23 protein-coding genes are annotated in these 21504 nt (G+C 34.3%); 5 read left to right on the forward strand and 18 right to left on the reverse strand.

The window, feature by feature from the left end:
- Nucleotides 1–119 precede the first annotated feature (119 nt).
- The 6 genes from WFH39_RS09475 to WFH39_RS09500 form a co-directional block, all read right to left on the reverse strand.
- Nucleotides 120–1142: a hypothetical protein gene (locus tag WFH39_RS09475; RefSeq protein WP_336689721.1), complete on the reverse strand. Its 1023-nt coding sequence runs from the start codon at nt 1140–1142 to the stop codon at nt 120–122.
- Between the two features lie 166 nt (nt 1143–1308).
- Entirely contained in the window at nt 1309–2328 is a 1020-nt protein-coding gene (locus WFH39_RS09480) for a hypothetical protein (RefSeq protein WP_336689722.1), read from the reverse strand.
- 22 nt (nt 2329–2350) lie between these two features.
- The gene (locus WFH39_RS09485) at nt 2351–2503 is read right to left on the reverse strand and encodes a hypothetical protein (protein ID WP_336689723.1); all 153 of its coding nucleotides are present in this window, start codon (nt 2501–2503) and stop codon (nt 2351–2353) included.
- Between the two features lie 96 nt (nt 2504–2599).
- Nucleotides 2600–3118, reverse strand: a complete 519-nt coding sequence (locus tag WFH39_RS09490; protein ID WP_214587808.1) for a hypothetical protein — start codon at nt 3116–3118, stop codon at nt 2600–2602.
- A gap of 6 nt (nt 3119–3124) precedes the next feature.
- On the reverse strand, nt 3125–3751 hold the full coding sequence (locus tag WFH39_RS09495; RefSeq protein WP_336689724.1) for a hypothetical protein: 627 nt from the start codon (nt 3749–3751) through the stop codon (nt 3125–3127).
- 18 nt (nt 3752–3769) lie between these two features.
- The gene (locus WFH39_RS09500; RefSeq protein ID WP_214587807.1) at nt 3770–4321 is read right to left on the reverse strand and encodes an RNA polymerase sigma factor; all 552 of its coding nucleotides are present in this window, start codon (nt 4319–4321) and stop codon (nt 3770–3772) included.
- A gap of 315 nt (nt 4322–4636) precedes the next feature.
- Here WFH39_RS09500 and WFH39_RS09505 point away from each other — a divergent pair, with 315 nt between their 5' ends.
- The 4 genes from WFH39_RS09505 to porW all read left to right on the forward strand — a co-directional run bounded on the left by WFH39_RS09505 (nt 4637) and on the right by porW (nt 9134).
- The gene (locus tag WFH39_RS09505) at nt 4637–5386 is read left to right on the forward strand and encodes a Rossmann-like and DUF2520 domain-containing protein (protein ID WP_336689725.1); all 750 of its coding nucleotides are present in this window, start codon (nt 4637–4639) and stop codon (nt 5384–5386) included.
- Nucleotides 5376–5897: a KdsC family phosphatase gene (locus WFH39_RS09510; protein WP_214587805.1), complete on the forward strand. Its 522-nt coding sequence runs from the start codon at nt 5376–5378 to the stop codon at nt 5895–5897. Before WFH39_RS09505 ends, WFH39_RS09510 begins: the two co-directional genes overlap by 11 nt.
- Before the next feature lie 10 nt (nt 5898–5907).
- Nucleotides 5908–6477, forward strand: a complete 570-nt coding sequence (locus tag WFH39_RS09515) for a Maf family nucleotide pyrophosphatase (protein WP_336689726.1) — start codon at nt 5908–5910, stop codon at nt 6475–6477.
- A 71-nt stretch (nt 6478–6548) separates the two neighbouring features.
- On the forward strand, nt 6549–9134 hold the full coding sequence (porW, locus tag WFH39_RS09520; RefSeq protein WP_336689727.1) for a type IX secretion system periplasmic lipoprotein PorW/SprE: 2586 nt from the start codon (nt 6549–6551) through the stop codon (nt 9132–9134).
- A 17-nt stretch (nt 9135–9151) separates the two neighbouring features.
- Here the strand turns inward: porW and tsaB are convergent, their stop codons facing one another.
- The 12 genes from tsaB to rpiB all read right to left on the reverse strand — a co-directional run bounded on the left by tsaB (nt 9152) and on the right by rpiB (nt 19444).
- Entirely contained in the window at nt 9152–9835 is a 684-nt protein-coding gene (gene tsaB, locus WFH39_RS09525; protein WP_336689728.1) for a tRNA (adenosine(37)-N6)-threonylcarbamoyltransferase complex dimerization subunit type 1 TsaB, read from the reverse strand.
- A gap of 53 nt (nt 9836–9888) precedes the next feature.
- Nucleotides 9889–10320: a hypothetical protein gene (locus tag WFH39_RS09530; protein WP_336689729.1), complete on the reverse strand. Its 432-nt coding sequence runs from the start codon at nt 10318–10320 to the stop codon at nt 9889–9891.
- A 15-nt stretch (nt 10321–10335) separates the two neighbouring features.
- Nucleotides 10336–11088, reverse strand: a complete 753-nt coding sequence (locus WFH39_RS09535; RefSeq protein WP_336689730.1) for an SDR family NAD(P)-dependent oxidoreductase — start codon at nt 11086–11088, stop codon at nt 10336–10338.
- A gap of 9 nt (nt 11089–11097) precedes the next feature.
- On the reverse strand, nt 11098–11928 hold the full coding sequence (locus WFH39_RS09540; RefSeq protein ID WP_336689731.1) for a hypothetical protein: 831 nt from the start codon (nt 11926–11928) through the stop codon (nt 11098–11100).
- Nucleotides 11929–11930: 2 nt separating this feature from the next.
- Entirely contained in the window at nt 11931–12302 is a 372-nt protein-coding gene (locus tag WFH39_RS09545; RefSeq protein ID WP_214587798.1) for a YraN family protein, read from the reverse strand.
- Complete coding sequence (locus tag WFH39_RS09550) at nt 12302–12805, reverse strand: hypothetical protein (RefSeq protein ID WP_336689732.1); 504 nt, start codon at nt 12803–12805, stop codon at nt 12302–12304. The genes WFH39_RS09545 and WFH39_RS09550 overlap by 1 nt, the downstream gene beginning before the upstream one ends.
- A complete protein-coding gene (locus WFH39_RS09555) occupies nt 12806–14191 on the reverse strand; it encodes an AAA family ATPase (RefSeq protein ID WP_336689733.1) in 1386 nt (461 codons plus the stop codon).
- An 11-nt stretch (nt 14192–14202) separates the two neighbouring features.
- Nucleotides 14203–15159: a S66 peptidase family protein gene (locus WFH39_RS09560; RefSeq protein WP_336689734.1), complete on the reverse strand. Its 957-nt coding sequence runs from the start codon at nt 15157–15159 to the stop codon at nt 14203–14205.
- Nucleotides 15152–15841, reverse strand: a complete 690-nt coding sequence (locus WFH39_RS09565; RefSeq protein WP_076391058.1) for a LysE family translocator — start codon at nt 15839–15841, stop codon at nt 15152–15154. The genes WFH39_RS09560 and WFH39_RS09565 overlap by 8 nt, the downstream gene beginning before the upstream one ends.
- 90 nt (nt 15842–15931) lie before the next feature.
- Nucleotides 15932–16414, reverse strand: coding sequence for a hypothetical protein (locus tag WFH39_RS09570; RefSeq protein ID WP_336689735.1), 483 nt, complete (start codon nt 16412–16414; stop codon nt 15932–15934).
- A 107-nt stretch (nt 16415–16521) separates the two neighbouring features.
- Nucleotides 16522–18675, reverse strand: coding sequence for a ribonuclease R (gene rnr, locus WFH39_RS09575; RefSeq protein ID WP_336689736.1), 2154 nt, complete (start codon nt 18673–18675; stop codon nt 16522–16524).
- 334 nt (nt 18676–19009) lie between these two features.
- Nucleotides 19010–19444 carry a ribose 5-phosphate isomerase B gene (gene rpiB / locus WFH39_RS09580; protein ID WP_116098708.1) on the reverse strand — a complete coding sequence of 145 codons (435 nt, stop codon included), beginning with the start codon at nt 19442–19444 and terminating at the stop codon, nt 19010–19012.
- 637 nt (nt 19445–20081) lie between these two features.
- Here rpiB and WFH39_RS09585 point away from each other — a divergent pair.
- A complete protein-coding gene (locus tag WFH39_RS09585) occupies nt 20082–21272 on the forward strand; it encodes a phosphoglycerate kinase (protein WP_336689737.1) in 1191 nt (396 codons plus the stop codon).
- Nucleotides 21273–21504 lie beyond the last annotated feature (232 nt).

Below are 21504 nucleotides of genomic sequence, written 5' to 3' on the forward strand. Positions count from 1 at the left end.
AAATGGATTCTTAAAAACGACAAATACGGAGCATTCTCTTTGCTGATGAATACCGCTTCTTATTCCTTTCATTTATAAAAAGAGAAAAAGAGACGCATTGTCTCTTTTTTATAAGCAATCTATTTACTTTTATCAAAGTTTGCAGGTAAAATATATTCTCCTGTTAGCATATCTATTCCAACTCTGTAATATTTTGCATTCTGCTTTCTGATTCTTGAAATAGCCAGATCTATAACTGAGACAGCCAAAGCTGTTATTAAGCCTCCTCCTGCTGCTCCTGCTACATAGTAATTGGTTTGTTCTGGAAATAATTCTTCCGCAGCGGCAGTGATAAAATACCCTTCTTCATCCTTTTCGATTTCTATAAGGCTTGTTGGTGTCTTTTTATAAGCGATTCCGTTATCTATTACGGCAAAATAATCTTTGAAATTATCATACCCGTCAATTCTTTTAACCCCTTTTATTTTACCTTCATTATTTTTTCTGACAATAAGTTCCATATCTTTTTTCTGATCTACAAATGATCTGAAGTCCATATAAACTCCGTTCGTAAGAGAATCTGCTTTATAAATCGGCATTTTTTCCGTTATATTCTTTTCATACTCTTCCAGTTCATTTTCGGCTATAGGATAGTTTAGAGCCTTTACATCGTAAGAATCATTAATAATATTGGATAATTCAGCAGATATTCTGGCTGCAATAGCTCTAGTAATATAGGCATGATCTCTCTGCATATAGTCTTTGGAAATATTAAACTTTTTTAAAAAATAATATTTATCATTTCTTTTAAGAAAAGTAACCATTTTCATTTGCAGATGCCCCATTTGTGATCTTTCGGTTGGAATATCTTTTACTGCAAGTTCTTCGAGAATAAGATAATAATCCGTTTTTCCTGTTTCTTTATTATTTTCCGCAAACCACTCAGTAAATAATTTTTCAAAATCATCTTTTTCAAATTTTACTTCATAAGGATCTTTCCTGTGCGATACAATTCCAATAGTTTTGTCTTTTCTTTTATCTAATAGAGTAAAAGATTTAGCAATATGATTTTTGTCTTTGATATTATTTTTAAGTTCTATATACTGAATTTTCTGTGCCGTTAGAAAGCACGAAAACATCAAAAACAGAATTATTTTTTTCATAGTTAAAAATTTCATTAAAAATAAAGTTTTAATTTAAAATTAAACAACCCTCACAAATAAATTGCAAGGGTCATCCAAGATTAAAAACAAGTTTCCGACATTGGCAACCTGTTTTGAATCTGTAAAGTTATTTATCTCCTAATGATTAAATATGACCAAAATTCTTTTATGGTAATTGATCAAAAATATCATTAAAATCGTACTCGCCTGTCATCGGATCAATGTAAATTTCCTGAGGATTATGGCTCAGCTTATTCGGATTAAAAAGTAATGCATCTGCAATTCCGCCGACCAATCCAAACATGATTCCTAATCTAATATCATATTGAGGCGGAAATAAACTTGAAGGTTTTGCAACAATATAAAATCCTTTTTCGTTTTTTAGCAGCTCCTGAAATCCGGAATAGGTATTTTTAAACGCTTTTCCGTTTTCTACATAGATAAACATTTTACGGGAAGGAATTTTCATCTTCTTTCCATTTTCGGTTTTTACAGCCCTGTCTAATGTTCCATTTTCCCATCGCTCCAAAGCGTAGCCTTCTTCTGGAGTCTGCCTGAAAAACGAATTGTAATCCAGATAAATTCCTTCTTTCAGGGTTTGATTTTTAAAAGCAGGATAATTATTTACATAGCTTTGATAGTTGGAAATATCATTCAAGGTAAGATCATATTTTGAAGGTTTGGATTTGTATGTTTTTTCAAGATACAAAGAAAAAAGATGATGCATATTTCTTACCATCGCATCAGCAACATCTCTGTGGCTGAACATAAATGTGGTGTCTTTTTTATACAGAAAATGATATTTATCTCCTTCTTTCACAAAACTTTGCAGGGAAAATTTCATGGTTCCGATGTTTTTCCTTTCGTAGGTTTCTTTTACAGATAATTTAAGATCATTGAGAACTAACACAAGATCCTGCTTCCCTCCCTTCAGATTGCTTTTACGGTACCATTCGGAAAGATCATCCTCCACACTGTTCTGAAAGGAAACTTCTCTCATTTCTTTGCCATCTCCAAAAGGCAGAACTCCGATGGTTTTATCTTTTCTGTTATCAATAACAATTAATGTGTTGTAATCTCCTTCTCCATTATTAGGAATATCCCCTTTCAGTTTTATTACTTCTTTATTCTGGGCAAAAGAAATAATCATAAGACAAGTCGTCACAAGCTGCAAAAATTTTTTCATCATTAAATTTTTTAAATTAAAATTACTCGGTAAAAATATATTCTCCGGTAAGCGGATCAATATAAATGGCAGACAGATTTTCCGGTATATCTGTTTCTGTTTTTCCGGAATCGAGTGCTGTCTTCTGTTCGGTTAGAAAGCACGAAAACATCAAAAACAGAATTATCTTCTTCATCGTCAAAAATTTTCGCAAAAATATAGTTTTAATTTAAAATTAAACGACCCTTACAAATAAATTGCAAGGGTCGTCCAACATTAAAAAAATAAACTATTATGGGTTTTGTCTTGGTCTTAGAGCGCTACCGCTGCCACTATTCCCAAAAGGTTTTCTTTCATTCATTTTATCTCTCATCATTCCTTCAGACTGAAAAAGTTTCAAAACTTTTTGGCAAGGTATTACCTTCTGCATTTTATCTGCGTATTTTTTTCTGTTATCAAGCAGCTTCTGCCCTACTTCGAAACTCTGCTGAAGCTTGGCTTTCGCTTCTTCATCGGATAGATCTTCAGGATTAAAATCTGAATTGAACTGACTTTTTATCTGCTTCTGGCTTTCCAGATATTCATTATAAATATCGGTAAATTCATCTTTATCGTTAGGATCAATATCAAGATTTTCCATCACCATATTGTTTCTGAATTTCATCAGAAGTGCCTTTCTTTCCTCAGGAGAAAGATTATTGATGATCTCCTTTCTCTGCTTGGGATCCATCTTTTTCCAGTCATAATCTGTCCTTTGGGCATTCAGACCAAAACTATAGATAATAAAAAGCGTAAATAATATCTTTTTCATTTTCTTTTAATTATATAAGTCCAGATAAACGTCCTGTGTAGAATTGCTTGCCAGTTCCGATATTTCGGAATTTGAGAAAGAATCCAGATACTCGTTTATCTGAGCCTCATTTTGTTTCGAAACAGATGGTGAAGATTTTGGTTTCACTTCATCTGCTGTCTTAGCCGGTTTTTCTTCTTTCGCTAAAGACTTATTATTATCCTGACTGCTATCTGTGTGATTAGTATTTTCAACAGAAGTTAAATCCGATTTTAAGGTTTCGTAAGCAATCTGGCTCTCCGTTTTCGGTTCCTGATGGTTTACTGCAACCTGTTCCTTTGCCGGATCTGCGGGATCTCCGTTATTGAAAACAAATGTCGCTCCAAAAACCAAAGCAATAGACGCCGCTGCTGCATATGCCCAGTTCAGTTTAAAAATCGGTGCTTTTTTAGCAGGCAGAATACTTTTCACAACGTTATCCTGAACGGTTTCAAATATATTTTCCGGAACAGTGTAAATATTCTTACGTTCCAGTTGCTCAAGATCAAAATCATTGATCCCGCTCAATACGTTCCCCTGAATATTTTCAAACAAATTTTCAGGGACTTTGTATATATTTTTGCGTTTCAATTTTTCCAGATCAAAATCTTTCATGCTGTTGTTTCTCAAAAATTATCTTTCGTAATTCTCTTTGATATATTCTTCTATCTTCTGTTTGGCATAATGATAATTTGTTTTTAATGTTCCTACCGACATATCCACAATTTTGGATATTTCTTCGTAAGGCAAATCATCATAATACCGCATCATAAATACCAGTTTCTGCTTTTCGGGCAGGCTTTGTATGGCATTCTGCAGCAAAATCTGTATTTCTTCCGCATCACCGTCTGTATTGTCTGCAATAAGATTCTGCATATGGTACTCCGGATCTTCATCCGTTTTCTGCATTTTTTTCAGTTTGTTCACCTGCTGCAACGCTTCATTGGTGGCGATTCTGTACAGCCATGTGTACAACTGGCTGTCATTTTTAAACTGATGAAAATTCTGATAAGCTTTAATAAAAGTTTCCTGCAAAGTATCCTGAGCAAGATCTCCGTCCACAATAATTCTTCTTATGTGCCAATACAATCTACTCTGATAAGCATCCATTAAGGCACGAACTCCTTTTTCCTGAGTTCGCGGATCTTGCATCAACGAAATAATCTCCGTGTCTTTAATCTTCATAGGATGCTTTCATTGTTTTGGATTACAAAAATAATTGAAAGTTAAATTACTCCTTCAATTTTTAGTCCAAATATCATAATTAAATATATGAATTATTTGAAATCTTTACCGTGTATTGCTTACTATAAGAAACTATATATTGGCAGAAATGCTTTATCAAAGAACATTTATTATTAAAATATTGATCTTTATAGTAAAAAACTATGGAAAAATATTTATTTTAAATCCCGATTCTCGAACGTTAAAATTAATTAATTCTGCTTTTAAGAATAAAGTTTCGTGTTTCAAATCACCGTAAAAACTTATATTTGTTTTATGCAAATTGTAATTATCGGTTCAGGAAATGTTGCCTATCATCTGGCAAAAGCATTTGTTGAGAATAACATTCCTCTGGCTCAGATTTTCGGCAGGAATGAAGAGGAGTTAAAAAAAATTTCGGAAGAATTAGAAATACCCTATTCAACTAAAATTTTAGTCGATTCAGATTTATACATCATTAGTGTAAGTGACAATTCTGTTGAAGAAGTTTCGAAAATGATTACTAAAAAAGACAGTCTTGTAGTGCATACTTCCGGATCTTTACCTAAAGAAAGCCTGAAAGGCGACTATCGAAAAGCAAGTTTTTACCCTTTGCAGACCTTCTCAAAACTGAAAGAACTGGATTATTCTAAAATTCCGTTTTTCATCGAAACAGAAAACGAACAGGATAAAAGGTTACTTTTTGAAATTGCTTCCAAAATTTCAAAGAACGTCATGGAAAGTACCCATGAAAAAAGAAAGTATATTCATCTTACTGCAGTTTTTGCCTGCAATTTTGTAAATCATTTGTTTACAAGGGCTAAAGAGATTTCGGATTCGCAGGAAATTCCTTTTGATTATTTTTTACCGCTGATTGATGAAACTGTACAGAAAATTTACGAAATTGAGCCGCGATCTGCCCAGACAGGACCCGCAGTAAGAAATGACAAAAGAATACTGGAGCTTCACGAACAATTACTGTATGGGGAAAGCCTGGAAATTTATAAAACAATGAATCACTCAATTCAGAAAATGTATGAGTTATAAGGAGAAACTAAAAAATATCAAAGCGTTTGTATTCGATGTAGATGGTGTTTTCACCGACGGAAGCGTATATCTTATGCCCGGCGGAAATATGTGCCGGGTAATGAATGTTCTGGACGGATATGCCGTTGTAAAGGCATTAAAAAACAATTATCTGATCGGAGTAATTACCGGCGGGAACGATGAAATGGTAAAACACAGAATCAATTACCTTGGTATTGAAGATTATTATGCCAAATCTCACAACAAGATGGCAGATTTTGAAGATTTCAGAAAAAAACATCACCTTAAATACGATGAAATTTTAACAATGGGAGATGATCTTCCTGATCTTCAGATCCTGAAGAATTCTGCCATTTCTGCCTGTCCGGAAAATGCAGTACCCGAAATAAAAGCCATTTCCGATTATATTTCGCCCATCAAAGGAGGAAGCGGTGCTGTACGTGATGTAATTGAACAGGTGATGAAAGTTCAGGGAAACTGGCACGATGACGACGATACACAATCTACTTAATTTACTGTAAATGAAATTATTATTAGCCTCGCAATCTCCGAGAAGAAAAGAACTTCTAGCAAGTTTAGGATTTGAATTTGAAGTCGTGAAAATTGATTGTGAAGAAATTGTTCCTGAGCATATTAAAGTAGGGGAGTCTGCTGCTTATTTATCTGAACTGAAAGCAGATACATTCCGAAGTCTTGAAAAAGATGAAGTCTTACTGACGGCAGATACCGTTGTAGCCATTGATGATCAGTTTTTGGGAAAACCACAGAATGAAGAAGAAGCAGGAAAAATGCTAAAACTGCTTTCCGGAAAAACCCATCAGGTTTACACAGGAATTACCATAAAAACCTCAGATAAAACCATCACGAAGACTGATGTTGCCGATGTGGAATTTGATGAAATCACAGATGATGAAACAGACTATTATATCCGGAATTATAAACCTTTCGATAAAGCAGGAAGCTACGGCATTCAGGAATGGCTCGGAATGGCAAAAATCAAAAAGATAACCGGAAGCTACTATACGATTATGGGACTTCCTACTCATTTGGTTTACAAAATTTTGAAAGAAATAGAACAAGTTTCCCCGTAAAATTTTATTATTTTTACAAAATCATCAATTCTACTGATAATAAAAAGTAGATTAGCGAGTTATATTTAATAATGAAAAAGAATATTTTATTCCTTTTGATACTCTGTATCGTTGCTTCATGCGCCACAAAGGTGAAAAAGCCGGAGCAGCGGTCTAAGTTTATGAAAGGATTTACCACATATTACAACACATTATTTAATGCAAAAGATGCTTTAAATAATGAGTTTGAGACCCGCGATAAAGGACATAAAGATAATTTTTATGCGCCTTATATTCCCATTCTTACCTATGAAGATCAGCCTTTGGGAAGTGATCTGGGGCAATCTGCAGCTTTCGCGGAAAATTCTATGAAAATGGGAGAGATCAACCGTCCTCAGCAAAACAGCGATTCTCGCGGCGGCCGTACTCCGGGAATACCTTCAGGAATGCCCGGAAATCCGATGTCGGGAGGACCGGGTTCAGCTACAGGAGAGCCGAGCCAACCCGAACAAAAAGGAGCAACGACTCTGGAAATTGCAGAAGCAAAAGCTTTAAAAGCAATCAACAAATATTCCGTGCTGCGACATGGAGAAGAGCAGAACAAACAGATTTTTGATGCGTATATGATCCTTGCACAGGCGAGAATTTACAGAGGAAAATCTCTTGAAGCTCTTGATGCACTTAATTATGTTTTTACGCACATGAAGGATGATAAAAGGCTTCCTTTAGCCAGAATTTATCAGGGGTTAGCGTATGATCAGATCAAAAATTACCATAAAGCTCATGAGACTTTTGCCAAATTAAGAGGGGATAAAATTTCCAAGCAATACGAAAAATTATTAAGCATTTATTACGCTGAATCTCTTTTGGATGCCGGAAAAAAAGAAGAAGCAGTAAAAGAGCTGGATAATGCTTTTGAACTGAACAGCAACAGGAAACTAAAGAGCAGAATTGCTTATCTGAGAGGGCAGGTTCTGGAAGGTCTTAATCAGAATGAGAAAGCCAGAGAAAGCTTCATGGCTGCTTATAAATACGCCAATGATTTTGAATTTGAGGTAAAATCCCAGATCGAAATTGCCAAAACCTTCAACGGAAACGGAGATTACAGCGGAGCAAGAAAATACCTTGAAGACATCAGTAAAAAAGGAACTTACGGATCGCGAAAGAATGAATTTTATTATGCTTTGGGACTCATGGCCAATAAAGCCGGAAAAAAAGAGGAGGCTCAGGAATTTTTCAGAAAATCTCTGAAAGAAAAAGTTTCCGACGGGCAGATCCGAGGTCTTACATACTATGAAATCGGGAAGGGATATCTGGATAAAAACGACTACATCGGAGCCGGAGCGTATTATGATTCTGCCTTGGCTGTAATGACGTATGAACCTTCCAAGGTTCTTCTTACGGATCAGTCAACCTACATCAAAAAGATTTCAAAAAACTATTATCTGATCAAAAAGAACGACAGTATTCTTAATCTGGCAAAAATGTCTACCGATCAGAAAACAGATTTTTTCAATAAATACATTGCTAAAATCAAGGCAAAAGAAGAAAGGGAAGAACTGGAAAGAAAACGTGCAGAAAGATCCAAAGGATTTGATACGGGAGATTATAATGCAACTTCCATATTTGCCAACAGCTCAAATTCTTTTGAAGATTTCGGAGTGGCAACCAAAGGATTTTATTTCAGTAATACAGGAACCGTTTCTAAAGGAACACAGACCTTTAAACAGACCTGGGGCGACAGAGCTTTGGTAGATAACTGGCGTTTTTCCAAGAAAATGGCAACCATTGAAGATTTAAAGAATGATGCTCTGGGAACTACTGCAGCGCCAAATCCGAGACGTTTTGAACCGGCTTTTTACATAGAGCAGATTCCGACGGATGTTGCAAAACTGGATCAGCTGAAAAAAGACAGAGATACCGCTTCTTTAGGTTTGGGAGTTATGTATCAGAATTATTTTACCAATACCCCTTTAGCTACAAAAACCCTGTATGATCTGGTGGATGTAAAACCTGAAGAAAAAGTAATGCTGCAGGCTTTATACGAGATTTTTGCCATGAATTATGAAAAAAATCCACAAGCTTCGGAAAGAGCAAAACAAATTCTTTTAAAGGATTATCCTTATACATCATACGCTGAATTTGCAAGAAATCCTAAGAGCAATTCTTTCGTAAAATCTTCTGCAGATGTAGAAAACCAGTACAAACAGGCATTTGCTTTATATGAATCTGAAAAGTTCGGGGAAAGTAAAGATCTTATTGACCGTACGATACAGCAAAATCCGAAAGATGCTTTAGTTCCGAAATTATATTTGCTGAATGCATTTAACTCAGGAAAATCGAGTGGGAAAGAGGTAATGATTCTCCAACTGGAACAGATTGCCCTGAATTACGGTAAAACTCCGGAAGGCGAGAAAGCCAAAGAAATGCTTAATTATCTGAAAAGTGATCTGAGCTTTCAGGCTACCGACAACAGAGGAAATTCGATCCCTCAAAATCCGGGAAATTCCGGAAGCAATATTCCGCAGCAGCCGATGCAGCAGAATAATGAGATTGGCAAAACTCAGAAAATGCAGGGAAATAATTCCCAAAGCCAGCCGATGAACAATAATGGAAACGGCCCTCCAAAAAAACCGAATAATATGCCCGCCAATACAGTACCGGCAAAACCACAGTAAAAATAAAAAGCGAAGAACTACTCTTCGCTTTTATTTTTTTTCTTTACTCCATGAAAATCTTTGAGATAGAAAGGCTCAAAATAAGCAATATCTTCAAACTCTTCCCGATCTATTTTTTCAAGTGCTTTTTTAATAAGATATTTTGCAGAAGGATAAACGGTTTCATCAAATACGGCATTCGGAAGCTGTAAAATCTCTTTTGCTTTCTTGGCTCCATCTCCTGCAAAAAGGATTTTTTTATCTTTGAATTCTTCAAAAGAAGTTTCGTCTAAAATTTTAGCCTCCGTTGCAGAAATTTCTTTGCCTGTTTTTCCGTCATAAACCGCCGTATAAACCTCCATTCGTCTCGCATCGATCATTGGTATTATCAAATCGTAGTTTTGATCTAAAAAAGGCTCTATGATGCTTTCCATAGAATTTACCGCAATCAATGGAATTTTAAGTCCGTAGCAAAAGCCTTTTGCAGAAGCCGCACCAATTCTCAATCCGGTATAAGAACCGGGACCTTTTCCCAGACAAACCGCTTCAATCTCCTTCATGGAAATTCCGGCTCCTTCCAATGCCCATTCTACAAAAGTATGCAGACTTTCAGACTGTTTGTAGTTTTCAGAAACTTCTTCCGTTACGCACAATAACTTTTCGTTATCGGAGATGGCTACGGAACAGTTTTTTGACGAGGTTTCGAGATATAGAATTTTCATTTTTCAAATTTAAAATCAACAACAAAATCCAAATTGATTGTTTCAGTGCAAATTTATGGCTTTATTTCCACACTTTGCCTGCTCCAGAGTTTCCAGACCGATTTCTCTTTTTTCCAGATTTCCAGCAATGCAAGAATCATTTCGAATTTCTGGCTTTTGTAGGTTCCTGAAACTTTTATTTTTCTTCTAAGTGAGCAGATATTTTTATCTTTTTTAAGCTCTGAAATTTCAATCTGTTCGATCTTATCATAAATGACTTTTTTCGAGCTGAAATCTCTCTTAAAATCCGAATAGTTCTGAATCCATCCATTGGAATGCCCGAAAGAAACATCATCTTCGAATAAATCTAAAACTCTGGAATCGTTATTCTGTATCAGAGAATCCAGTTTTACCGTCTGAGAAAGGAGTTGTTTTTCGTCTTTTGAATACTTCTGTGAGTATCCAAAAATATAACAGAAGACCAATAACAAAGATAAGAGTTTCATAATCAAAAACTCAGATTAAGACTTTCTGTGAATGGTTCTTGGTTCCGCCTGAGCAGAAGGGTAGATCGTCATATCCGAAATACAGACGTGTTTCGGAGCATTGACGCAGTAAGCGATGGAATCTGCAATATCTTCGGCTTTCAGAGGCTCATAACCGGCGTAAACTGTTGCAGCTCTTTCGCTGTCTCCTTTAAATCTTACCATCGAAAAATCTGTTTCTACCGCTCCCGGCTGAATATTTGTTACTTTGATTCCGAATTCCGTCAGTTCAATTCGCATTCCTTCGGAAATAACATCCACTGCTTTTTTTGTGGCACAATAGACCACACCATTTGCATAAGTCTGTCTCGCTGCAACGGAACTGATGTTGACGATATGTCCTGAATTTCGTTCTTTCATTCCCGGAATGATCATTTTAGAAACGTACAGAAGTCCTTTCACATTTCCGTCGATCATCGAATCCCAATCATCCGTTTTTCCGGCAGACAAAGGATCTAATCCATGAGCATTTCCGGCATTGTTAATTAAAACATCAATATTTTTCCATTCCGAAGGAAGAGAACTGATTGCCGTTTTCACTTCTTCAAGATTTCTGACATCGAATTTCAAACTAAATATTTCGGTATATTGTGAAAGTTCATTTTTTACATCTTCAAGAACTTCCGACCTTCTTCCGCAGATAATTATTCTGTTTCCCTGTTTTGCCAGAAGTTCGGCGGTAGATTTTCCGATTCCGGAAGTTGCTCCGGTGATTAATACTGTTTTCATTTTTACTTTTTATTTTTGAATTGTATTATGGTCTTTTAATCTTTTCATCAGAAGTGTATAGATCCAAAATTCAAACCATGGAATACTCATTAAAAGCACCCAGATCAATAAAATTCCTTTTAGAATGGTCGTAAACTGCGATTTTAAAATCATTAAGAACAGATTCTGAATTTTCTGAACGATGGATTTTTCAATATTTTCAGGATTCAGTACTACAAGTTTTTCTGATATTGCATCAAACTCTCCATAAGAAAGCTCATTCGTAATGCCTCCATTGGGAACGGAATCCAAAATTCCATATATAATAAATGAATAGATTTTATCTCCATACCGATTCACAAACATGGAAGCCATCCAGTTTTTTGGAAGATCTATCATATCATTTTTAATGTGGTATGCTTTCGCGATATCAATGACTTTAATCTTTGTGTTGTTATTTTTCTGACTGAGATCTTTAACAACTTTTCTGAGATCTTCAATAAAAACTTTTTTAGACCTGTTGTCTTTAAAGATATAGTATGTACTGGAATTATAGACCTGCTCGGAAATGGAATAACTGTCTTTCTTTAATGCAGAATACACTCCGCAAAATAATCCAATTTTTAAAGAAAAAACGATGTTGACAATAAAAATAGCAGGAATATAAAGTTTAACAAACCAGTTGTAGTATTTCTGGCTGCGCGATAAAGCTTTGTATTTTTTTAGGATGATGACCAAAAAGGAACTTATCAGTAAACCTAAAACAAGGAAAAGGAAGCAGAAAAGAACAATTTTTAAAGGATAATTCTTTAAAACGTATCCTACAGTGCTGTATATTGTTTCCCAATGTATATTCTGCATAATCAGTTGGCGTCAAATGCTTCAAAAGCATCGGTGATATGTTCGATCATAAGATTTTTATTTTCGTCAGGAAGAACGGAAATGATATCAAATCGTACTTCCTGATTTTTATTGTATTCTTCCATAAAATAATTGGCAGCCGAAACAATCAACTTAATTTTTCGTTTGTTTACGGCTTCCTGTGGAAGATTAAACACATCGGTAGAACGTGCCTTTACTTCAACGACTACAATTAAACTATCTTTTTCGGCAACCAAATCCAGCTCTGCTTTTTGGTATCGAAAGTTTCTTACCAAAATTTTATAACCGTTTTTCTGTAAATATTCAGCGGCCAATTCTTCTGCTTTTTTACCAAAATCGTTGTGATCTGCCATTAAATTTTATTGAATCTTATTAAATCTAAGACATCAGATTTATATGAAAAATAATTTTCTTCAATTTTATGTATACAATCTGACGGTTTGGTTTTAGTTTTAAATTTTCTTATGTCTGCCTCAGAAATTCTAATTTTATAAAACTTACAATTTGACTTTTGTATTTTTTTTCCTATCCTTTCTAATGTTCCGATTATGTAGTTTGTAAATTCCTCACACGCTTTCAATTGCTTGCTTGCATCATTATTCGCTTTTCCTTTTTTTAATTCAATATGAAGTATAAATAATTTATAAAAAATAATATAATCAGCCATTTTCTTTAATCCAGATTCATTTGAAAAATGATTTAGAAAGTCTTTATTAACATCTATACCAAATTTGCAAAAAATAAAATTTTCTCCATTTATTGTAATTCTCATTCCTGCTTCTTTTTCCTCTAAAAACTTTCCTGAACAAATATATGTTTCACTAATTGATTCTTTAATAATCTCTAAAAAACTCATCTACTGATTATATTTTAAATTGAAATATAGACTATTAGAGATTTCGTTTAAATCTTCTATAGTTTTATCTAATGTTTTTACTTCAAATCCGTTCCTGTCAATTTTAATTGGTATAACCTCGGTTTGTTTTGCCTTATCATTTTTAAAGTTGAAAAAGTAAGCTCCAATATCGTCCAATCTAATAAATTCACCCTTTTCAACATCATATAAATCAGAAAATTTCTTTTTATCTTTAAGAGAAGAAAACATTATAAGATTATTAATCTCTCTAATTATATAGTCACTATGAGTACTAATCACTAATCTTAAACCTTTATTTATAAGTCTTGCAAAGATTCTAGTTAGCTTCACTTGATTATCAGGATGCAAATTAAGTTCTGGTTCATCTATTATTAATAAATCATTGTAACTAGCTAAATGTTTAAGATAAATAACTAAACTTGAAAGAGTTTTAACTATTGAAGAACTTTGATGAAATGAAAGTTTAATTTTAGGTGCTTTTTCACTTGCAAATTCTACGTTTCCTTCATTTGTTATATCAACTTTCCCTTTTAAAAGTTCTTTTTCTATCTCAAGAGCAAAGTCATAAAATATACTGTCTTTCTTCTTAATATTTTCTAAATCTTCTGCTACTCTTAAACCATCTCTAATTGGTTGGGGATATCTTGTTGATCTTTTTAGTAACAATTCTATTGGATTTATATCTTTTTTTCCGGCAGATAATTCTTTAATTAATTCAAATCTTTCATTATTATTTATAGATAATTCATCACTAAATGTATATATTGAATTTCTTTCAACAGGAAAAATTGTCGAAGAAGTAACAGGATAAAATGACAATATTGAATAAATACTAGAGAGAAGCAATATTTCTATAAAGCTAATAAAATCATTATTTTTTATTAATTTTTCACTAATACTTATCTTGACATCAAATGAATCCTCGCTTTTAAAAATACTGAAGTCAAATCCAAAAATTTTTACAGGCTCATTAATCTCTATTTTTTTTATATTTTCTATAAATTCTTTATCAGTTGTGATAGAAGTTATCTGAGTATCCTTAAAATACTTTTCGGATTTATTTTCTGATAGTGCAAAAATATTCCAAAGACTTTCCTTTACCGAAATAAAAATTTGATTTTTATATTCAATAAGTAATTCTTTATCTATATTTATTGTGGTTTCATTATTCTCTAATAAGTCTCTTAAATACTTTTTTTCTAAAGAATTTCTAATACTTCGATTATTGTGAGAAGTGAGAGCATAAATTAAATAAGCTAAATATGTTTTTCCTGTTCCATTAGGACCACAAAAAACAGATAATTTTTTACTAAGATCTATTTCTGCTGTTTTTATTGCTCCAAATTTTTGTACATGAATTACCATACATTACTTTTTTATAAATTTATAATATTCTTCTTAAATTCAACAATAGTCTTAGCCTTACTCTTAACCTCTAATCTCACATTTCCACCAATAATCAACGGTCTGTTGTCTTTGATGTGTCCATTCGGGAAACCGAAAACTGTTGGGAAATCATACTTTGAAATTCTGTCGGCAATTAACTTGTAGGCAAATTCATCAAAGCTTTCTTCGTATTGTTTATTTTCTTTTTCATCGCCCATATTGGTCATTCCGCCGATAATCAAACCTGAAATTTTATTAAAAACTCCGGCTAATTCAAGACTCATGATCATTCTGTCGAGAGCATAAAAATTTTCGCCGATATCTTCAATGAAAAGAATTTTATCTTTAAAATCAAAGGAATATTTCGTTCCTAAAAGCGCATAAATCAGGGCTAAATTTCCACCAACCAAATGTCCTTCCACCTTTCCTTTTTTATTAAACTGATGAGAGGAGAGGGTATATGTAAGAGATTTTCCTTTTAAAACATCAAAAATAAGATCGTAGCTTTCTTCGGTAACGCCAAAGCTCGATGTTTTTACAGTCTGTCCGTGAATGGATGCAAAGCCTTTTTTCAGCAGATAACTCTGGATCACCGTATTGTCTGAGTAGCCAATGTACCATTTCGGATTTTTGGCAAAGTTTTTAAGATTAAGCTCCTGAATAAGATGCTGACAACCGTAACCGCCTCTTGAAGCCCAGACTGCAGAAATTTCGCTGTCATTGAAAGCCCAGTTCATGTCTTTTAATCTTTCCTGCTCCGTTCCTGCGTAATTGTATCCGTTTGCATATTTCGTGTAAAGATGTTCTCCCAAAACGGTTTCGAAACCTTTATTTTTAATCATTTCGATTCCCTTTTCAAGCTGGGAAGATTCAACGGATCCTGCAGGAGAAATAATGGCTATTTTATCGCCTTTTTTCAGAGATTTGGGAAAGATAATTTTATTCATTTGTCTTTTTGTATTTTACTTCGGTTTTCTCTGCTTCTTCCAGTCTTTTATCAAACTGATTGAATTTCTTAAAGCTCTGCAAGAAAATAAAGAAACTGAATATGATGAGAATTCCGCCAACAATTCTTCTGATTCTGTTGGCTAATTTTTGGGTAAGTCTGTCATGAAACTGCTTTGCAAGGAATATTTTTACCAGATCGATAAAGAGATACGTTCCGATGACGATTCCGATGTATAAAATGAAATTACTGGTATCCGGATACTGATTTCTTACTGAAATAACGGTGACAAGCCAGAAAAGGATGACTCCGACATTCAGAAGATTAAAGAAAAAACCGTTGACGAAGGTTTTAAAATAATTTTGATTGATGAATTTTTCTTCTCCGGGAATATGCATCTTGGTTTTGGTAACCATCATCACAATTCCGTAGACAAAGATCAGAATGGCGGTAATTCTGTAAAATCCAGGATGTTTATCAATGAGCGTTACTATATCTGCACTCGCATAATACGCTGCCAAAATGCACAGAAGATCTGCAGAAATAACGCCTAAATCCAGTGCTAAAGCATGTTTCGGACCTCTCGAAAAGCTGGTTTCAATTAAAAGGAAAAAAATCGGTCCTATAAAAACCAGACTCAGCATGAATCCTAAAACGATGGCAGATAATATAAGTTCAAACATTCAGTGGTGTTTTCAATGAAATAATTTCATCTATTTATACAAAGTTAGTTTTTATGTTGTAAAAAGCAAATAAGAAAAGCATCGGATCAATTAATACTTATCAAACTCATACAATTCATAATATTCTATAAGTTTATCTTTGTATTCCTGCCTCAATTTCGGGAAAACATAAAAAATCCATTGCTTAGAATAGATATAATGCGCTAAAAAATTTCTTTTAAAGGAATAATATGATTCCAGATAGTTCTTCCAACTTTCATGATATTTTTCAAGTGAAGAAAGAGATTCAGGATCATTTTTTCTGATCTTTTCATGAAGTTTTATATAAATATTTTCAATTTCTTCTTTCCATGAATTTTCTTCAATTCTAAAATTATTAATTACATCGACATCAGATCCTTTACCGTCATCAAAACTTTTAATTTGGGATAAAGCAGATTTCAGAGACGGACTGTACGGTAAGCTGTCTTCTATAAAATGAGACTGATCGCTCTTTTCAGTAACTATTTTCTGTTCATTTCTTTTGCATTCAATACATAATAACAAGCCCAGTAAAACAGCTACAGTATTCATATTTCTTATAAATCTAAAACAGTATTTTCCCATCAAATAAATTTTAAGTAAAATAAAAAAAACTGCAATCTCTTGCAGTTTCTAAATATAGTTCTTTGTTGTAAAATCTAATCAACAATCTTGAAATCCAATTGTTTTTGAATCAGATTTGCTTTTACCACTTTGATCTGAACCTGATCTCCCAACTGGTATTTTTTACCATGCCTGTTTCCGTACACAGCGTGAGTTTTTGCATCATAAGAGTAAGAATCGTCGGTTAAATCTCTTAATTTGATTAATCCTTCCGCACCGTTTTCCGGGATTTCTACCCAGAAACCGAATTCCGCAACACCCGAAATAACCCCGTTGAAAGTTTCTCCCAAATGTTTTTCCATAAATTTCACCTGCATGAATTTTATCGAATCTCTTTCCGCATCTGCCGCCAGTCTTTCCATATAACTGCAGTGTTTTGCTTTTTCTTCAAGATCTGCCTTGTTCGGAGATTTTCCGCCATCAAGATAATGTTGCAACAATCTGTGTGCAATTAAATCCGGATAACGACGGATAGGAGAGGTGAAGTGGCTGTAATAATCGAATCCCAATCCGTAATGACCGATAGGTTCTGTAGAATAAACCGCCTTGCTCATGCTTCGCATCGCCAGAGTTTCGATCATATTTTCTTCGCCTTTTCCTTTTACATCGTGCAATAATTTGTTTAAAGATTCCGCAACTTTTTTGGTATTCGCCAAGTCCATTTTATATCCGAAAGTCGAAACAAAATCTCTCAAAGATTCCAGTTTTGCAGGATCCGGATCGTCGTGAACCCTGTAAATAAAAGTATTTTGTGAAATTTCTCCTCTTTTGTTCAGAGAAACAAATTCCGATACTTTTTTATTCGCCAACAGCATAAATTCTTCGATCAAATGATTGGAATCTTTGCTTATTTTAAAGTAAACTCCCACCGGTTCGTTGTTTTCATCCAGATTGAACCGTACTTCGCTTCTGTCGAAAGTAATTGCTCCGTCTTTGATTCTTTTCTGACGCATGATTTTTGCCAATTGATCCAAAACAAGAATTTCTTCTTTAAAATCGCCGTCTTTTCCTTCAATTCTTTCCTGTGCTTCTTCGTATGTAAATCGTCTGTCTGAATGAATTACCGTTCTTCCGAACCACTGTTTTTTGATTTCAGCTTTGTCATTCAGCTCAAAAACAGCTGAAAAAGTGAATTTATCTTCGTGCGGACGAAGCGAACAGACATCATTACTTAAAACTTCCGGAAGCATCGGTACAACACGGTCTACCAGATATACTGAAGTGGCTCTCTGGTAAGCTTCATCATCCAGAATTGTTCCCGGAACCACATAATGCGAAACATCCGCAATATGAACTCCGATTTCCCAGTTTCCATTGTCTAATTTTCTGATGGATAACGCATCATCAAAGTCTTTTGCATCTTTCGGGTCGATGGTGAAGGTTGTAATTCCACGCATATCCCATCTTTTTGCAACCTCTTCTTCATTAATGCTTCTGTCGATTTTATCCGCATCTCTTTCCACTTCTTCAGGAAATTCGTAAGGCAGTCCGTATTCGGCAAGAATAGAATGGATCTCTGTTTCATGTTCTCCGGGTGCTCCTAAAACCTGGATAATTTCTCCTTCCGGATTTTTATCTCCAGGTCTCCATTCCGTCATTTTTACGATCACTTTATTGCCGTCTTCCGCACCTCCAAATTTAGGTTTAGGAACAAAAATATCAGTATTAATGGTCTTTTTGTCGCAAACTACAAAACCAAAATCTTTATGAGGAACGATTTGCAAAGTTCCCACGAATTCCGTTCTCGTTCTTTCCAGAACTTCCAGAACAGAGCCTTCCAGCTTTTTACCTTTGTAAGTGTAGGTTACAATTAATACTTTATCGCCCTGCAAAGCATCTTTTACATTCTTTGAGTGTATAAAAATATCATCTTCAAGACCTTCCACATTTACATAAGCATTACCGGACTGGTTGAAATCGATAATTCCTGTTAACGTTCCTTTGATATTAAGGTTAACGATATATTTTCCTTTTTCTGTTTCTTTAATTCTTTCGGCAGCCTGCAATCTGTGCAGTGCCTGAATCACAAGTTCTCTCTGTCTTGGATTCTTATAATCTATTCCGTCTGAAATCTGCTTATAATTATAGACTTTTGTGGAATTTTCATTCATAAATCTAAGGATCAGTTTTCCGATTTCCTTTAGTTTATGTTCGTTTTTCTGACTTATATATTTTCTTTTTTTTGCCATTTTAATTTGTAATTAGTTAATTTTTAATTCCGATCATTTCAATCAGAATGATTTAAAAATACCGAATAATCGTGAGATTTTTAAATCTTAAAGTTTAGTTCACTGGTAAAAACCCATCAATTTTCCTTCCATTTATTCTACAACGGAAGTTTTAGTTTTGTATAAATTTAATACAAATATGGAGAAGAGTGGAGAAAAACCTTTTAATAATGTGTTTTTAAATTTTCTACAGGCTTGTATGGAAATAATAGATTGTAATTTCTATTGGACGCTGCAAATATACAAAATAAAAAATAAATAAGGCTTGCAATTTGATTTACAAGCCTTTATACTTTTAGCAGAATGCAATTTTATCTACTCTGTTCTGATGTCTGCCTCCTTCAAAGTCTGTAGAAAGGAATTTTTCAGCAATTTCAATAGCCAATTCCTTTGATATGAATCTTGCAGGGATCGAAATCATATTGGCATCGTTGTGCTGTCTTGCCAAGGAAGCAATCTCCGGCATCCAGCAAAGCGCACAGCGAATCTTCTGATGTTTGTTGGCGGTGATCTGAACTCCGTTTCCGCTTCCGCACAGCAAAATTCCCAGTTCATTTTCTCCGTTTTCAACCGACGTAGCTGCCGGATGTACAAAGTCCGGATAATCCACACTGTCTGTGGAAAACGTGCCAAAATCCTGAATTTCAAATCGTTCAGAAAGATAGTTCTTAACAATCTCCTTGTATTCATAGCCTGCGTGGTCTGCAGCAATTGCTATTTTTCTTTTCATAATACTTGTATTAAGCCTTTAATAGATTTATTCCACACAAAGTTAAGTATAATGTGGATAAGTCTTAAATTTTTGGGAGTTAATTGTGAAAACGCTTGTGGGTAACTGTTGAAAAAAGTTCTAAAACTAAAGTTTCGTAACATTGAAAAATTTTGTAATGGAATTTTACTTTCATAGATCCGACATTTTTTTTCACAAAGTTATTGGGGAGAATTCTCAGGATTTTCCATAAAATATTTATTAATAATAGTAAATTCTGAAAGTTACCCACAATTGTTAATAACGATATGAAATACTCTAATATCAATGGATTACAATGTATATAAGTTGTGAATTGGCTTAAAATTAAATGTGGTAAAGTATTTCATTAAAATTTATCCCCTAAACTAACAATACTCAACAACAGTATCATTTTTCTTTTTTTAAGAGAAAAGAAATTATGTTGATTGAGGAATGATGAGTCTGCGGGAAACTTTTTGAAAACTTTTCAAAGCTTGAATCGTTCTGAAAATTTTAAAATCTTACATTTGTGAAACAAAATTTGAACGAAATGAATGAACTCGACCTGCCGGAAAAAATGAAGCCAATGGATTCTCAAAGTCGGTTCACTTTACCCGAAAAAATATAAAATGTACATATGAAAACAATCAATGATTTCAATTTCAATGAAAAGAAGGCTCTTGTAAGAGTGGATTTCAATGTTCCGCAGGACGACCAGCTGAAAGTTACAGACAATACGAGAATTGTTGCGGTAAAGCCGACCGTAGATAAAATCCTTAAAGATGGCGGTTCTGTAATTCTGATGGCTCACTTGGGAAGACCAAAAGGAGAGGTTAAAGACGAGTTTTCGCTGAAACATATCGTAGACGAGGTTTCTGAGGTTTTAGGACAGGAAGTTAAGTTTGTGGACGAATGTGTTGGAGAAAAGGCTGAAAAGGCTGCTTCTGAGCTTAAGCCGGGAGAAATTCTTTTGTTGGAGAATCTGCGTTTTCATAACGAAGAGGAAAAAGGCGATGAAGCTTTTGCAGAACAGCTTTCTAAATTAGCAGATGCGTATGTGAATGATGCATTCGGGACAGCTCACAGAGCACATGCTTCAACGGCGGTTATTGCTAAATTTTTTCCATCAACTAAATTTTTCGGTTTATTGATGGCTAAAGAGCTTCAGGCGATTGATAAAGTACTAAAAAGCGGTGAAAGACCTGTTACAGCTATTCTTGGTGGTTCTAAAGTTTCAACTAAAATTACCATTATAGAAAATATTTTACAGGCAGTTGATAATTTAATCATCGGAGGCGGAATGGCGTTTACTTTCATTAAGGCTTTAGGCGGAAAGATCGGAACTTCATTAGTGGAAGAAGATAAGTTACCTTTAGCACTGGAGATTTTAGAAAAAGCGAAAGAGCATAAAGTGAAAGTTTATCTTCCGTCTGATACAGTAATTGCTGAAAGTTTCAGTAATGATGCTGACAGAAAAGAAGTGGATATTTACGAAATTCCTGAAGGATGGATGGGATTGGATGCAGGTCCGAAATCTAGAGATCAGTTCAATGATGTCTTGTTAAATTCCAGAACCATTCTTTGGAACGGACCGATCGGAGTTTTCGAAATGTCGAATTTTGCAGCAGGAACTGTTGCATTGGGAGACAGTATTGCCGAAGCTACAAAATTGGGAGCTTTCTCTTTAGTTGGAGGAGGAGACAGTGTTGCGTTTGTGAAGCAATTCGGTTACGGAGAAAAAGTAAGTTATGTTTCTACCGGTGGAGGAGCGATGTTGGAAAGTCTGGAAGGTTTGGAACTTCCGGGCGTTGCTGCCATTAACAATTAAGAAAATTAATTTATATACTTTAAGTCCGCCGAAAAAATCGGCGGACTTTTTTTATTAAGCTTTTTCAAACTCATTTTAAATTTAACCGCAAAAGATGCAAAAGACTTTATCGGATTAATGTAAAGTATTTCAGAAGTCTGCAAAGAGAAAAATCTTTGATTTTTTTACTTATGTATTCTTTTTCAGTTTAAGTATTAAATTTAATAAACTAAAGTGTTTAAATCGTTTGTTA

It is taken from the genome of Chryseobacterium sp. MMO-72 (genome assembly GCF_037146035.1).
GTDB classification, from domain to species: Bacteria; Bacteroidota; Bacteroidia; order Flavobacteriales; family Weeksellaceae; genus Chryseobacterium; species Chryseobacterium indicum.